14 protein-coding genes are annotated in these 12,714 nt (G+C 64.6%); 7 read left to right on the top strand and 7 right to left on the bottom strand.

Annotated elements, in window-relative coordinates; genetic code table 11:
• The first annotated feature begins 157 nt into the window (after nucleotides 1-157).
• Nucleotides 158-1,552: a Si-specific NAD(P)(+) transhydrogenase gene (gene sthA / locus CCOS191_RS17995; RefSeq protein WP_023631920.1), complete on the top strand. Its 1,395-nt coding sequence runs from the start codon at nucleotides 158-160 to the stop codon at nucleotides 1,550-1,552.
• A gap of 48 nt (nucleotides 1,553-1,600) precedes the next feature.
• Here sthA and CCOS191_RS17990 read toward each other — a convergent pair whose 3' ends face one another.
• Complete coding sequence (locus tag CCOS191_RS17990; protein WP_038705752.1) at nucleotides 1,601-2,317, bottom strand: glycerophosphodiester phosphodiesterase; 717 nt, start codon at nucleotides 2,315-2,317, stop codon at nucleotides 1,601-1,603.
• A 30-nt stretch (nucleotides 2,318-2,347) separates the two neighbouring features.
• Nucleotides 2,348-2,932, bottom strand: a complete 585-nt coding sequence (locus CCOS191_RS17985) for a PilZ domain-containing protein (RefSeq protein ID WP_046856391.1) — start codon at nucleotides 2,930-2,932, stop codon at nucleotides 2,348-2,350.
• A 93-nt stretch (nucleotides 2,933-3,025) separates the two neighbouring features.
• Between CCOS191_RS17985 and CCOS191_RS17980 the strand changes: the two genes are divergently transcribed.
• The 3 genes from CCOS191_RS17980 (at nucleotide 3,026) to CCOS191_RS17970 (ending at nucleotide 6,274) form a co-directional block, all read left to right on the top strand.
• On the top strand, nucleotides 3,026-4,276 hold the full coding sequence (locus tag CCOS191_RS17980) for a lipoprotein-releasing ABC transporter permease subunit (protein WP_046856390.1): 1,251 nt from the start codon (nucleotides 3,026-3,028) through the stop codon (nucleotides 4,274-4,276).
• A 7-nt stretch (nucleotides 4,277-4,283) separates the two neighbouring features.
• Entirely contained in the window at nucleotides 4,284-4,967 is a 684-nt protein-coding gene (gene lolD / locus CCOS191_RS17975) for a lipoprotein-releasing ABC transporter ATP-binding protein LolD (RefSeq protein ID WP_172670900.1), read from the top strand.
• Between the two features lie 62 nt (nucleotides 4,968-5,029).
• Nucleotides 5,030-6,274, top strand: a complete 1,245-nt coding sequence (locus tag CCOS191_RS17970; protein WP_046857854.1) for a lipoprotein-releasing ABC transporter permease subunit — start codon at nucleotides 5,030-5,032, stop codon at nucleotides 6,272-6,274.
• Nucleotides 6,275-6,305: 31 nt separating this feature from the next.
• On the opposite strand, the gene CCOS191_RS17965 is transcribed toward CCOS191_RS17970, so the two are convergent.
• Together CCOS191_RS17965 and CCOS191_RS17960 are read right to left on the bottom strand one after the other, a co-directional pair.
• On the bottom strand, nucleotides 6,306-7,649 hold the full coding sequence (locus CCOS191_RS17965; protein WP_172670899.1) for a heavy metal sensor histidine kinase: 1,344 nt from the start codon (nucleotides 7,647-7,649) through the stop codon (nucleotides 6,306-6,308).
• A complete protein-coding gene (locus CCOS191_RS17960) occupies nucleotides 7,649-8,329 on the bottom strand; it encodes a heavy metal response regulator transcription factor (protein WP_038705756.1) in 681 nt (226 codons plus the stop codon). The genes CCOS191_RS17965 and CCOS191_RS17960 overlap by 1 nt, the downstream gene beginning before the upstream one ends.
• A gap of 158 nt (nucleotides 8,330-8,487) precedes the next feature.
• Here CCOS191_RS17960 and CCOS191_RS17955 point away from each other — a divergent pair, with 158 nt between their 5' ends.
• Both CCOS191_RS17955 and queF read left to right on the top strand, forming a co-directional pair.
• Nucleotides 8,488-9,006 (top strand): cupredoxin domain-containing protein, encoded by a 519-nt coding sequence (locus CCOS191_RS17955; RefSeq protein WP_046856388.1) that lies wholly within the window; start codon nucleotides 8,488-8,490, stop codon nucleotides 9,004-9,006.
• A gap of 68 nt (nucleotides 9,007-9,074) precedes the next feature.
• The gene (gene queF, locus CCOS191_RS17950) at nucleotides 9,075-9,905 is read left to right on the top strand and encodes an NADPH-dependent 7-cyano-7-deazaguanine reductase QueF (protein WP_046856387.1); all 831 of its coding nucleotides are present in this window, start codon (nucleotides 9,075-9,077) and stop codon (nucleotides 9,903-9,905) included.
• 119 nt (nucleotides 9,906-10,024) lie between these two features.
• Here the strand turns inward: queF and CCOS191_RS17945 are convergent, their stop codons facing one another.
• The gene (locus CCOS191_RS17945) at nucleotides 10,025-10,288 is read right to left on the bottom strand and encodes a DUF4404 family protein (protein WP_031315272.1); all 264 of its coding nucleotides are present in this window, start codon (nucleotides 10,286-10,288) and stop codon (nucleotides 10,025-10,027) included.
• Between the two features lie 123 nt (nucleotides 10,289-10,411).
• Nucleotides 10,412-10,963 (bottom strand): hypothetical protein, encoded by a 552-nt coding sequence (locus tag CCOS191_RS17940; RefSeq protein ID WP_046856386.1) that lies wholly within the window; start codon nucleotides 10,961-10,963, stop codon nucleotides 10,412-10,414.
• A gap of 344 nt (nucleotides 10,964-11,307) precedes the next feature.
• Here CCOS191_RS17940 and CCOS191_RS17935 point away from each other — a divergent pair, with 344 nt between their 5' ends.
• Nucleotides 11,308-12,015: an MlaA family lipoprotein gene (locus CCOS191_RS17935; protein WP_046856385.1), complete on the top strand. Its 708-nt coding sequence runs from the start codon at nucleotides 11,308-11,310 to the stop codon at nucleotides 12,013-12,015.
• Nucleotides 12,016-12,160: 145 nt separating this feature from the next.
• Here CCOS191_RS17935 and CCOS191_RS17930 read toward each other — a convergent pair whose 3' ends face one another.
• Nucleotides 12,161-12,460, bottom strand: a complete 300-nt coding sequence (locus tag CCOS191_RS17930; protein WP_046856384.1) for a PilZ domain-containing protein — start codon at nucleotides 12,458-12,460, stop codon at nucleotides 12,161-12,163.
• Between the last annotated feature and the right edge of the window lie 254 nt (nucleotides 12,461-12,714).

Genomic DNA, 12,714 nt, shown 5'->3' with positions numbered 1-12,714 from the left:
TGTAGTGCAGGCAATAATGGCCTACGACGCGACCAAGGGTTAATGTGCGCGGCGTTCACGCTTGATTAGACTGCACCCGAATTTTCTCATGGCGCCCCGGCGACATGATCGCGCCCCGCGGCCACCCGGCCGGCGGGCCAGTTCTGAAGGAGTACGCATGGCTGTCTACAACTACGACGTAGTGGTGCTGGGTTCCGGCCCGGCCGGTGAGGGCGCGGCAATGAACGCCGCCAAAGCAGGACGCAAGGTGGCCATGGTCGACAGCCGTCGCCAGGTCGGTGGCAACTGCACCCACCTGGGCACCATCCCGTCCAAGGCACTGCGTCACTCCGTGCGGCAGATCATGCAGTTCAACACCAACCCGATGTTCCGCGCCATCGGCGAGCCGCGCTGGTTCTCCTTCCCCGACGTGCTCAAGAGCGCCGAGAAGGTCATCAGCAAGCAGGTCGCCTCGCGCACCGGCTACTACGCGCGCAACCGCGTCGATGTGTTCGTCGGCACCGGCAGCTTCGCCGACGAGCAGACCGTCGAAGTGGTCTGCCCCAACGGTGTGGTCGAGAAGCTCAACGCCAAGCACATCATCATCGCCACTGGCTCGCGCCCGTACCGTCCGGCCGACATCGACTTCCACCACCCGCGCGTCTATGACAGCGACACGATCCTCAGCCTCAGCCATACCCCGCGCAAGCTGATCGTCTACGGCGCCGGGGTGATCGGTTGCGAATACGCCTCGATCTTCAGCGGCCTGGGTGTGCTGGTGGAACTGGTCGACAACCGCGGCCAGTTGCTGAGCTTCCTGGATTCGGAGATTTCCCAGGCGCTGAGCTACCACTTCAGCAACAACAACATCACCGTGCGCCACAACGAGGAGTACGACCGTGTCGAAGGCCTGGACAACGGGGTGATCCTGCACCTGAAGTCGGGCAAGAAGATCAAGGCCGACGCCTTGCTGTGGTGCAACGGGCGTACCGGCAACACCGACAAGCTGGGCCTGGAGAACATCGGTATCAAGGTCAACAGCCGTGGCCAGATCGAGGTCGACGAGACCTACCGCACCAGCGTGCCGAACATCTACGGTGCCGGTGACGTGATCGGCTGGCCGAGCCTGGCCAGCGCCGCCCACGACCAGGGCCGCTCGGCGGCCGGCAGCATCGTCGACAACGGCAGCTGGCGCTTCGTCAACGACGTGCCGACCGGCATCTACACCATTCCGGAGATCAGCTCGATCGGCAAGAACGAGCAGGAGCTGACCCAGGCCAAGGTGCCCTACGAAGTGGGCAAGGCCTTCTTCAAGAGCATGGCCCGCGCGCAGATCGCCGGCGAGCCGCAAGGCATGCTGAAGATCCTGTTCCACCGCGAGACCCTGGAGGTCCTGGGCGTGCACTGCTTCGGCTACCAGGCTTCGGAGATCGTCCACATCGGCCAGGCGGTGATGAACCAGCCGGGCGAGCAGAACAACCTGAAATACTTCGTCAACACCACCTTCAACTACCCGACCATGGCCGAGGCCTATCGGGTAGCTGCCTATGATGGTCTGAACCGGCTTTTTTGAGCGGCTCCGACCGGTGGCCTGAGCCGGTCGGGGAGACCGATTTCAGCCCTACCCGAGGGTGGTCCTGGCCAAACCGGGAAAGTCTGTAATCAGGCTGTCCACGCCAAAGTCAGCGAGCCGGCGCATCAGTGCCGGTTCGTTGACCGTCCACACCGACACGTGCAAACCCTGGCGCTGAGCCTTGATCAGGCGCTCGGGGGTGCACAGCGTCCAGTTCAACGCCAACATCTCGCAGCCGTAGTTCTGCGCGACCTTCAACGGGTCGAGCCAGGCATACTCGGCGACCAGCCCGCGCTTCACGTCCGGCACCAGTTCCTGCGCGGCGCCGAGCACTTCCCGTGAGCTCGAGGTGATGGTCACCTTGTCCAGCAGGCCGTGCTGCAGGGCCAGTTCGCGGATCGCCAGCACCGTGCTGGCGGCGCGGGTGCGCGAGGCGCTCTTGACCTCCAGCTGCCAATGCTCGAACGGGCACTTCGCGAACAGTTCCTCGAGCCGTGGGATGGGGCAGGGCTGCACATGGCCCGGCCCGCCCTTGCGGGCATCGTAGGTCACCAGCTCGGCGGCGGTGTGCTCGACCACCTTGCCGCGCCGGCCGGTGGTGCGCTTGAGGGTCGGGTCGTGGATCACCATCAGCTCGTTGTCAGCCGACAGGTGCAGGTCGAGTTCGCAGCGGTCCACGCCATGGGACAGGCACTGACGGAAACTCTGCAGGGTGTTCTCGGGTGCTTCGCCCTTGGCGCCGCGGTGGCCATAGATCAGGGTCACGTTCGTTCCTTCAAATCAGAGAAAAAGGGCTTATGCGTCCGGCTCGTTCTGCTCCAGCGCCTGGCGCCGTTGCTGTTGCTGGCGCTGCAGGATGTAGCGGGCCAGGAGCTGGCGCTGGGCGTCGGTCATGTCGATGAATTCGGTGCCGACCTCGAAGTCGCCGTCCGGGCGCGGGTCGCAATGGGTGACCCGGCCGCGCAGCAGCAGGCCATGGGCACGGGGCATCAGCACCATCTTCACCTTGACCCGGGTGCCGGGCGCGATCTTCTGCGCCTGGGCGAACTCGATGCCGCCTTCGGAAATGATCACCGGCGTCGGCTGGCCGATTTCGCCGATCAGGGTTTGCGCGACCACGGCGCTGAGCAGGTCGAGGCGTTTGTTCTGGGCGCGCAGGAAGGCGGCCAGGGTGCGGTCCTTCTCGCTCAACTGGCGCAGAAGGTGTTGCGACTCGAAGTCCGACAGGTGCAGTTCGCTGAGCAGGTTGAACAGCTCAGAATCATCCTGCAACAGTTCTGTCTCAAGGGCTTCGGCCGCGCTGAGGGGGCTGATTTGAAGTGCGATCCGATCTTCGATGCGGTAGTATTCGCGGCGATCTTCTTCGTCTAATGTCGTCATGGCGAACCCAAGGTTACGGCGGTGGTCCGAGTGTAAAGCCGCCGTAGGCGCCTCGCCACAAGGACGTTCCCTTTCATCCGAACAAGCCCCGACATGTTCAGACCTCTATTCGTATTCATTGGTACGCGCTACACCCGTGCCAAGCGCCGCAATCACTTCGTCTCGTTCATTTCGCTCACCTCGATGATCGGCCTCGCCCTGGGCGTGGTGGTGATGATCGTGGTGCTGTCGGTGATGAACGGGTTCGACCACGAGATGCGTACCCGCGTGCTGGGGATGATCCCCCACGCCACGCTGGAGACCGGCCAGCCGATCGACGACTGGCAGGCCCTCGCCTCTAAAGTAAAGCAGAATCCGCAGGTGCTGGCGGTCGCGCCCTTCACCCAGATGCAGGGCCTGCTGACCCATGAGGGCAAGGTGCAGAAGGTGCTGCTCAACGGCATCGATCCGGCCCGCGAGCGCGAGGTGTCGATCATCGACAAGTTCGTCCTCGACGGCAGCCTCGACAAGCTGGCGCCGGGCGAGTGGGGCATCATGATCGGCGACAAGGCCGCGCAGAAGCTGGGCGTGGCCATAGGCGACAAGCTGACCTTCGTCGCCCCCGAGGTCAGCGTGACCCCGGCGGGCATGTTCCCGCGCATGAAGCGCTTCACCGTGGTCGGCACCTTCCATGTCGGCGCCGGCGAGATCGACGGCTACCTCGGCCTGACCAACATCGCCGACCTGTCGCGCCTGCATCGCTGGAAGGCCGACCAGGTGCAGGGCGTGCGCCTGAAGTTCGACGACCTGTTCCAGGCGCCGCGTGCCACCTGGGCCATCGCCCAGCAGCTGGGCGAGCAGGAGTACTACCCGCGGGACTGGACCCGTACCCACGGCAACCTGTACCAGGCAATCCGCATGGAGAAATCCATGATCGGCCTGCTGCTGTTGCTGATCGTCGCGGTGGCGGCGTTCAACATCATTTCCACCCTGGTAATGGTGGTCAACGACAAGCGCGGCGACATCGCCATCCTGCGCACCCTGGGTGCCACGCCCGGGCAGATCATGGCCATCTTCATGGTCCAGGGCACGGTGATCGGCGTGGTCGGCACGCTGATCGGCGCGGTGCTGGGCATCCTTGGCGCGCTCAACGTGAGCGCGGCCATCGCCGGCATCGAAGCCCTGATCGGGCACAAGTTCCTCAATGCCGACGTGTACTTCATCGATTACCTGCCGTCGCAGATCCAGGCCCAGGACGTGTACATGGTCTGCGGTGCGGCGCTGGTCCTGAGTTTCTTCGCCACCCTGTACCCGGCCTGGCGCGCCTCGCGCACCCAGCCTGCAGAGGCGCTACGTTATGAGTGAGTCGCGCATGAGTGATAAAGCCGTGTTGAGCTGCCGCAACCTGGGCAAGAGCTACGAGGAAGGCCCGGAGTCGGTGCAGGTGTTGTCGGGGTTGAACCTCGAACTGCACCCGGGCGAGCGGGTGGCCATCGTCGGCAGCTCGGGTTCGGGCAAGAGTACCCTGCTCAACCTGCTGGGCGGCCTCGACACGCCGACCCAGGGCAGTGTCTGGCTGGCCGGCGAAGAGCTGTCGGCACTGGGCGAGCGGGCCCGCGGCCTGCTGCGCAACCGCGCGCTGGGCTTCGTCTACCAGTTCCACCACCTGCTGGCAGAGTTCACCGCCCTGGAGAACGCCTGCATGCCGCTGCTGATCGGCAAGACCCCGATCAGCGAGGCTCGCGAGCGCGCCGAGGCGCTGCTCAAGCGCGTTGGCCTGGGCCACCGCCTCAATCACAAGCCGGCCGAGCTGTCCGGTGGTGAGCGCCAGCGCGTGGCGATTGCCCGCGCCCTGGTCAACCGCCCGGGCCTGGTGATGCTCGACGAGCCCACCGGCAACCTCGACCACCATACCGCCCAGGGCATCCAGGAGCTGATGCGCGAGTTGTCTACCCACTCGCAGACCGCCTTCCTGGTGGTGACCCACGACCTCAACCTGGCGCGCCAGATGGACCGTGTGCTGAGCCTGGAAGACGGGCACCTGGTGGCGATCTGAGTCGCTTGCGCGGGGCCCCGTGAGGCGGCCCCGGTTCTTTTTCTACTTGGGTGTTCCCGTTCATGTTCAGACCCTTGTCCTTGTTCATCGGTGCCCGCTACACCCGTGCCAAGCGCCGCAATCACTTCATCTCGTTCATCTCGATGACCTCGATGATCGGCCTGTCGCTCGGCGTGCTGGCCATGATCACGGTGTTGTCGGTGATGAACGGCTTCCAGCGCGAAATGAGTTCGCGGGTGCTTGGCCTGGTGCCACACGCTGCGATCCTTGGCGCGCAGCCGCTGGATGACTGGCGCAAGGTCGCCACCGCTGCCGAAGGCAACCCGGCGGTGATGGCCGCCGCGCCTATCACCGAAATGGAAGGCATGCTCTCGTACAAGGGGGCGATGCAGCCGATCCAGGTCGCCGGCATCGACCCGGCCGAGGAAGGCAAGGTCTCCATCGTCACCCAGCACATCGTCCAGGGCAGCCTGCAGGACCTGGTGCCGGGCGAGTATGGCGTGGTCATCGGTGAATTGACCGCGCGGCGTTTTCGCCTGAACACCGGCGACAAGCTGACCCTGATCGTCCCGGAGATCAGCAAGGAGCCGGGCGGCATCACCCCGCGCATGCAGCGCCTGACCGTGGTCGGCATCTTCAAGGTCGGTGCCGAGCTGGATGGCTCGCAGGCCTACATCCACGTCGCCGATGCCGGCGAAATGCAGCGCTGGGCCCCGGGCCAGGTGCAGGGCGTGCGCCTGAAGCTGCATGACCTGTATGCCGCGCCGCCAGTGTCCAAGGCCATCGCCGCGGGCCTGGGCGAAGGCTACCGCGCCGATGACTGGTCGCACACCCAGGGCAGCCTGTTCAGCGCGATGAAGATGGAAAAGACCATGATCGGCCTGCTGCTGATGATGATCATCGCCGTGGCCGCGTTCAACATCATCGCCACCCTGGTGATGGTGGTGAACGACAAGGGCGCGGATATCGCCATCCTGCGTACCATCGGCGCCACGCCGGCGCAGATCATGGGCACCTTCATGGTCCAGGGCAGCTTGATCGGTATCGTCGGCACCTTGCTTGGCGGAGTGCTGGGGGTGATCCTGGCGCTGAACGTCAGCGCGGTGGTCGGTTGGCTCGAGCGAGTCAGCGGCCAGCATATCTTCACCTCCGACATCTACTTCATCAGCAGCCTGCCGTCGGAGCTGCAATGGGGCGATGTGGCGATCATCTGCATCGCGGGGCTGGTGATGAGCTTCCTGGCGACGATCTACCCGGCCTACCGCGCCTCGCAGATCGAACCGGCGATGGCGTTGCGTTACGAGTAAGACATTGCAACACCGGGGGCGCTTTGCGCCCCTACGCGGGCAACTCGATCACGAACCGCGTCCAGCCATCTTCACACTCCGCCCGAATTTTCCCACCGTGTGCCTGCACGATCGAGCGGGTGATCGCCAGCCCCAACCCCGCATGCTCGCTGCTGCCTTCCTGGCGCGCCGGATCCGCCCTGTAGAAGCGGTCGAACAATCGCTCAAGCAGTTGCGGCGCAATCGCCGGCCCGGTGTTGGCCACCACGATGCGCAGCCCAGGCTCCAGGCTTACCCGGATCTCCCCACCGGCAGGGGTGAAGCGCAGGGCGTTGTCCAACAAGTTGGAGAGCGCCCGGCGCAACATGTGCCGGTCGCCCTGGGTGTGGGCTTGGCCCTCACGCAGCAAGCGTACCTCAGCGTCCTCGGCCAGCGGTGCGTAGTACTCCAGCAACGCATCGACCTCCGTCGCCAGGTCCAGCGGCTGGCGGCTGGGCATCAGCAGGCCGTGGTCGGCCTTGGCCAGGTAGAGCATGTCGTTGACCAGCTGGGCCATCCATTGCAGCTCCTCGAGGTTGCCGTGCAGGGCCTCGCGGTACTCCTCCAGGCTGCGCGGGCGGGTGAGGGTGACCTGGGTGTGGGTCAGCAGGTTGGACAGCGGCGTGCGCAGCTCATGGGCGATGTCGGCGGAGAACGCCGACAGGCGCTGGAAGGCATCGTCCAGGCGCTGCAGCATGGCGTTGACGGTGCCGGCCAGCTCGGCCAGTTCCTCGGGCATCTCGGCGGCCGGCAAGCGCGTGGTCAGCGAGCCGGCGGTGACGCTGGCGGCCACCTTGCCCATCTGCCGCAGCGGTTTCAGGCCACGGCGTACGGCCCAGGCGCCGAGCAGCGCGGTGGCCAGCGCCGACAGGCCGACGGTGAACCAGATCAGCCGCTGCATGCCTTGCAGGAAATGCTGGTGGTGGGTGATGTCGAGGAACAGGGTCAGTTGTGGCGCAGCGGGCTGGCCGTCGATCAGTGGCGCGCTGAGGCTGCGATAATCGACCCCGTGGCTGTGTAGCGTGGCCAGGCCGGTGGGGGCGGGGGCTTGCGGCAGCTCGCCGCGGCTGGCGAACCAGAGCGTGCCGTCGGCGCCGCGCACACGCAAGGCCAGGTCGGACTGGTGACTCAGCTCGTTGAGCAGCGCCGGCAGGCGCATGGCCAGTTGCTCCTGGGTGGCGACGCCGGCGAGCAGGCTGCTCATCAGCGAAAGCCGGCCGCTGAGCAATTGCTGGTCGAGCTCGACGAAATGCTGCTCGCTGGCGCGGCTGAACAGCAGGCCGGCGCCCAGCGACACGGCGGCGGTGCAGGCGGCGAACAGCAGCGCCAGGCGGCTGCCCAGGGACAGGCGGCGCATCAGTCGTGGCGCTCTTCGAGCACGTAGCCCATGCCGCGCACGGTGTGGATCAGCTTGGTGGCATGGCTGTCGTCGATCTTCAGGCGCAGGCGACGGATGGCCACCTCGATGACGTTGGTATCGCTGTCGAAATTCATGTCCCACACCTGCGAGGCGATCAGCGACTTGGGCAGCACCTCGCCCTGGCGGCGCAGCAGCAGTTCGAGCAGGGCGAACTCCTTGGCGGTCAAGTCGATGCGCTGGCCGGCGCGCTCGGCGCGGCGGCGGATCAGGTCCAGGCGCAGGTCGGCCAGGGCCAGGCAGGTATCCTGGCTGGCACTGGCGCCACGGCGCAGCAGGCTGCGCACGCGGGCCAGCAGCTCGGAGAAGGCGAAGGGTTTGACCAGGTAGTCGTCGGCGCCCAGCTCCAGGCCGTGCACGCGGTCCTCGACGGCGTCGCGGGCGGTGAGGAACAGCACCGGGGTGTCCAGCCCGGCCTGGCGCACCGCCTGGAGGATCTGCCAGCCGTTGCGCCCCGGCAGCATCACGTCGAGGATCAGCAGGTCGTGGTCGCCGCTCAGGGCCAGGTGCTGGCCGGTGTCGCCGTCGCTGGCCAGTTCGGTGGCGAAGCCGGCCTCGCTCAAGCCCTGGCTCAGGTACTGGCCGGTCTTGGCCTGGTCTTCGACGATCAGCAGTTTCATGTGTTTACCAACGGTTCGGGCCAACGTGATGCCGAAATGATACGTGACGATCTGGCGGCCTGCCCAAGCTGACAAAGTTGTAATCTTCCCGTCAGCCAGCTGCCAGCCAGCCTTTTCGACAATGGCGCCATCTTTGCTGCATTGATCTGGAGTCACCCATGAAACACCTGTTCTTCACCGCCGCGCTTGCCCTGACTAGCCTGCCTACCTTCGCTGGCGAAGCCAAACCCTTCGCCTTCGGCGAGCCGGCGCCGGCAGCCAAGGCCACCCGCACTGTCGAGGTGGTGCTCAAGGACATCGCCTTCGAACCCAAGAGCATCAAGGTCAAGGCCGGCGAAACCGTACGTTTCGTGCTGGTCAACGAAGGCAAGCTGCCCCACGAGTTCAACCTGGGCGACAAGGCCATGCACGCCGAGCATCAAAAGGAAATGATCGCCATGCAAGGCAAGATCTTTACCGCCGGCATGAATCACGAAGGCATGGATCATGGGCAGATGGACCACAGCCAGATGATGGACGGCGATCATGGCCACGACACTGGCAACACCGTGCTGGTGCAGCCTGGCCAGCGCGCGGAGCTGACCTGGACCTTCCGCAAATCGGCACCCATCGAGTTCGCCTGCAACGTGCCGGGCCATTACCAGGCCGGCATGGTCGGGCCGTTGACCATCGAGTGACATCGGCTCCAAGGCGGGGTGCAAAACCGGTAGACTAGGGGCAATTTCGAACCTTCAGGTCAGTTTCCATGCATCCCGCCGCCGAACACTCCCCGCTGGGCAAGTCCAGCGAATACGTCGCCACCTACACCCCCTCGCTGCTGTTCCCCATCCCGCGCTTGGCCAAGTGGGCCGAGCTAGGTCTCAGTGGCGACGCGCTGCCGTGGCAGGGCGTGGATTTCTGGAACTGCTTCGAGCTGTCCTGGCTGCTGCCTTCAGGCAAGCCGGTGGTGGCCATCGGCGAGTTCGCCATCCCTTGCGACTCGCCGAACATCATCGAGTCCAAGTCCTTCAAGCTGTACCTCAACTCGCTGAACCAGACCGTGTTCGCCTCGGTGGCCGAGTTGCAGGCCTGCCTGGTGAAAGACCTGTCCGCCGCCGCGGGCAAGCCGGTCGCGGTCAAGGTCAGCACCCTGGCCGAAGTCGAAGGCCAAGGCGTGACTGCCCTGCCGGGGCAGTGCATCGATGCGCTGGATGTGAGCATCAGCAACTACGAGCAACCGCAGCCTGAACTGCTGCGCTGCGCGGCGGATCGCGTGGTGGAAGAGACCGTGCACAGCCACCTGCTCAAATCCAACTGCCCGGTTACCGGCCAACCGGACTGGGGCAGCGTGGTGGTTGAATACAAGGGGCGGGCGCTGGACCATGCCAGCCTGCTGACCTACCTGATCAGCTTCCGCCAGCATGCTGACTTCCACGAGCAGTGCGTGGAACGGATCTACCTGGACCTGAAGAACCTGCTCAAGCCTGAGCACCTGACGGTGTATGCACGGTATGTGCGCCGGGGTGGGCTGGATATCAACCCGTACCGCAGCACCGGGGCGATCAATCCGCAGAACCTGCGGTTGGTGCGGCAGTAATGTAACGGGGCCGCGAAGCGGCCCATCGCCGGCAAGCCGGCTCCTACAGAGAGCAGATTGGCGCAATCCCTGTGGGAGCCGGCTTGCCGGCGATGGGCTGCAACGCAGCCCCGTTGGGTTCAGATCCCCATGCTGTGCAGCGAGTTGGCAATGCTGCGCAGGGTGGCGGTAAGGTCGGGATGTTCGGCCTCGAAGCGTTCGATGGCAAGGTTCACGCCGTCGACGAGGTTGTTGTCCGGGGTGGCTTCCTCAAGCTTCAGCTGGGCCTCGATCTGCCTGGCTTCTTCATGCAGGCTGGCCAGCTCCTCTTCCGAAAGCGGCACATTGCGATCCAGTTGCTCGCGCAGGCTATTCAGGCGCTCTTGCAGTTCGCGGGCAGGCATTGTTCTTACTCCATCAATGACTTGGCAAGGCATGGACCTCAGCGAAGCGGCAAAGGTTCGGGCCTGTCCTCTAGCGTAATCCACCTGCCGGCGCTTTGCATGACCCGTATCAACGGGGATGTATCAGGGTTTCTCGCCTTTGTGCCGGCGCTGGGCGATATCCGCGAGGCAGGCATCGAGGGATTCGAGGTGGTCGATCACCGAATGCACACCCAGGCCGAACAGCGCCAGGGTGGCCTTGCCGCGGGCCAGCTCCTGTTCCTGCCGGCTCAGCGCCTGCCATTGCGCCGAGCCCTGATCGCAGGCCGCCAGCCCCACCGTCCACAGGCCGGCGTTGAGCCCCGACTGCAACAGCAGCGGCTCGCCACTGACCAGCACGCAGCCGTCCAGGCGCTGGCTCTGCAAGTTCATCAGCGCCTGCCAGCAGGCATTGGGGGTCGGCCATTTGCTGCCATTGGCGCAGTGGCCCGGCAGCCAGTCGGGCAGCACGCTGCTCAGGCGTTTGCCCAGGGTGGCGCTGAGTTCGTCGAGCCAGATGCACGGCACCTGCTGCGAGCGCAGGCGAAGCAGGGAATCCAGGGCGCCGGGGGCGGGTAGGGGGCTGCCGTCGGTCGCTTGGACCAGGCAGCCGCGCAGGCCGAACAGCACAGCGGTGAAGGCGGGTGCGTCTTGCATGGCAACGTCCCTAAATAACCCGCAGGCTATCCAGCGATTGTTACCGACGGATGACGGCCAGGGTCTGTACGAAATGTGTCTGCGCGACGGCCAGACAAGGCGAAACGGGGGGAGGAACGGCCGGGGTCGCGCCCGACTGTACTGGAGTACATGAGCATTCCGAGCCCCGTTTCAACGCAGTATGGGCGAGTGCAGATACATTTCGTACAGAGCCTACAGTTGTTCACAAATTCTTGACGCCGATATGTAAAACTATCGTTCGGGCAGCAAGCCAGTATACTTGCGCCCTATCGAGCAGCGTGCCAAAGGCCGTTGCCGCCGTGAAATCCGATGGAGAAACATCTATGCGTAGGATCGGTGCCGGAGTGATCGAGCGAGTCACCCAGGCCTGTGTCTGCGCCAGCTTGCTGCTGGCGCCCGTGGCAGCCACCCAGGCGGCCACCGAGGAGGATCCCTGGGAAGCGGTGAACCGGCCAATCTTCCGGTTCAACGACGTCCTCGACACCTATGCCCTCAAGCCGTTGGCGCAGGGTTATCAGTTCGTCACCCCGCAGTTCCTCGAAGATGGCATCCACAACGTCTTCCGCAACCTGGGCGACGTCACCAACCTGGCCAACAACGTGTTGCAGCTCAAGCCCCGTGCGGCGGGCGTTGACACGGCGCGGCTGATCGTCAACACCACCTTCGGCCTGGGTGGTTTCTTCGACGTCGGCACCAAGATGGGCCTGCAGCGCAATGACGAAGATTTCGGCCAGACCCTCGGCTACTGGGGCGTGCCCAGCGGACCGTACGTGGTCATCCCGTTCCTTGGTCCAAGCACCGTGCGTGACGGCCTGGCCAAGTACCCGGACACCTACACCGAACCCTACCGCTACATCGACCATGTGCCGACGCGCAACTCGATCTTCGCCCTGGACGTGATCGACACCCGCGCCAGCCTGCTGTCGGCGGAGAAACTGATGCAGGGAGACAAGTACATCTTCCTGCGCAACGCCTACCTGCAGAACCGCGAGTTCAAGGTCAAGGACGGGCAGGTCGAAGACGACTTCTGACCGCTTCGGTCAGGTAATGGGGCTGCTTTGCAGCCCATCGCCGGCAAGCCGGCTCCCACAGGGGATCGCATAACCCTGTGGGAGCCGGCTTGCCGGCGATGGGCCGCAGGGCGGCCCCTTTTGCATTACGCGAATATGTAACGGTTCAATGCATCGCCAGGATGCGCAAGCCGAAGCGCTGCGCACCGCCTGGCTGGTCGGCGATCCATACCACTTCGGTGCTGGCATGCAGCCCGGCGAGGGCGGTGTGGTCGGAGTCGATGCGCACCTCGAGGCGGTCACCCACCTGGAAGCGCTGCGGCGCCTGCACCTGCATGCCGGTGCTGGAGAGGTCGATGCACACAGCGCTGATCACCTGGTCGGCCTGCAGCAGCTGGACATCGGCATCGATACGCATGCGAATGAAATCACGTTTTTCGCTGTAATCCACGGGGTGCTGGGACATGCTTGCATCCTTTCGTCAGGTTGCGCTGCTCGACATTCTTATAACGCCGGGTGATTTGCCCTGTAAAGTGCAGGGAAGTCTACCTACCCATGCTTGAAACGCCAGGCGGATGGGAGTACCGTCAGCGCCTTACAGGGCACCTCGCTATTTGCCGGACCAGTCTTCTTGTCCTACAACTCAAGTAGAGAGTGGCTAGAGAGCATTCCAGTAGCCGTCTGTCGGTTCTCCACAGTCGCTACGCCAACCCAAATCTG

The organism is Pseudomonas sp. CCOS 191 (assembly GCF_001007005.1).
Taxonomy (GTDB): Bacteria; Pseudomonadota; Gammaproteobacteria; order Pseudomonadales; family Pseudomonadaceae; genus Aquipseudomonas; species Aquipseudomonas soli.
This window is presented reverse-complemented; position numbering and strand designations above follow the sequence as displayed.

Excerpts from the sequence above, each read along its gene's own strand:
- sthA (WP_023631920.1), top strand. The coding sequence starts at position 158 with ATGGCTGTCTACAACTACGACGTAGTGGTGCTGGGTTCCGGCCCGGCC.
- CCOS191_RS17985 (WP_046856391.1), bottom strand. The coding sequence starts at position 2,932 with ATGACGACATTAGACGAAGAAGATCGCCGCGAATACTACCGCATCGAA.
- CCOS191_RS17980 (WP_046856390.1), top strand. The coding sequence starts at position 3,026 with ATGTTCAGACCTCTATTCGTATTCATTGGTACGCGCTACACCCGTGCC.
- lolD (WP_172670900.1), top strand. The coding sequence starts at position 4,284 with ATGAGTGATAAAGCCGTGTTGAGCTGCCGCAACCTGGGCAAGAGCTAC.
- CCOS191_RS17970 (WP_046857854.1), top strand. The coding sequence starts at position 5,030 with ATGTTCAGACCCTTGTCCTTGTTCATCGGTGCCCGCTACACCCGTGCC.
- CCOS191_RS17965 (WP_172670899.1), bottom strand. The coding sequence starts at position 7,649 with ATGCGCCGCCTGTCCCTGGGCAGCCGCCTGGCGCTGCTGTTCGCCGCC.
- CCOS191_RS17960 (WP_038705756.1), bottom strand. The coding sequence starts at position 8,329 with ATGAAACTGCTGATCGTCGAAGACCAGGCCAAGACCGGCCAGTACCTG.
- CCOS191_RS17955 (WP_046856388.1), top strand. The coding sequence starts at position 8,488 with ATGAAACACCTGTTCTTCACCGCCGCGCTTGCCCTGACTAGCCTGCCT.
- queF (WP_046856387.1), top strand. The coding sequence starts at position 9,075 with ATGCATCCCGCCGCCGAACACTCCCCGCTGGGCAAGTCCAGCGAATAC.
- CCOS191_RS17945 (WP_031315272.1), bottom strand. The coding sequence starts at position 10,288 with ATGCCTGCCCGCGAACTGCAAGAGCGCCTGAATAGCCTGCGCGAGCAA.
- CCOS191_RS17940 (WP_046856386.1), bottom strand. The coding sequence starts at position 10,963 with ATGCAAGACGCACCCGCCTTCACCGCTGTGCTGTTCGGCCTGCGCGGC.
- CCOS191_RS17935 (WP_046856385.1), top strand. The coding sequence starts at position 11,308 with ATGCGTAGGATCGGTGCCGGAGTGATCGAGCGAGTCACCCAGGCCTGT.
- CCOS191_RS17930 (WP_046856384.1), bottom strand. The coding sequence starts at position 12,460 with ATGTCCCAGCACCCCGTGGATTACAGCGAAAAACGTGATTTCATTCGC.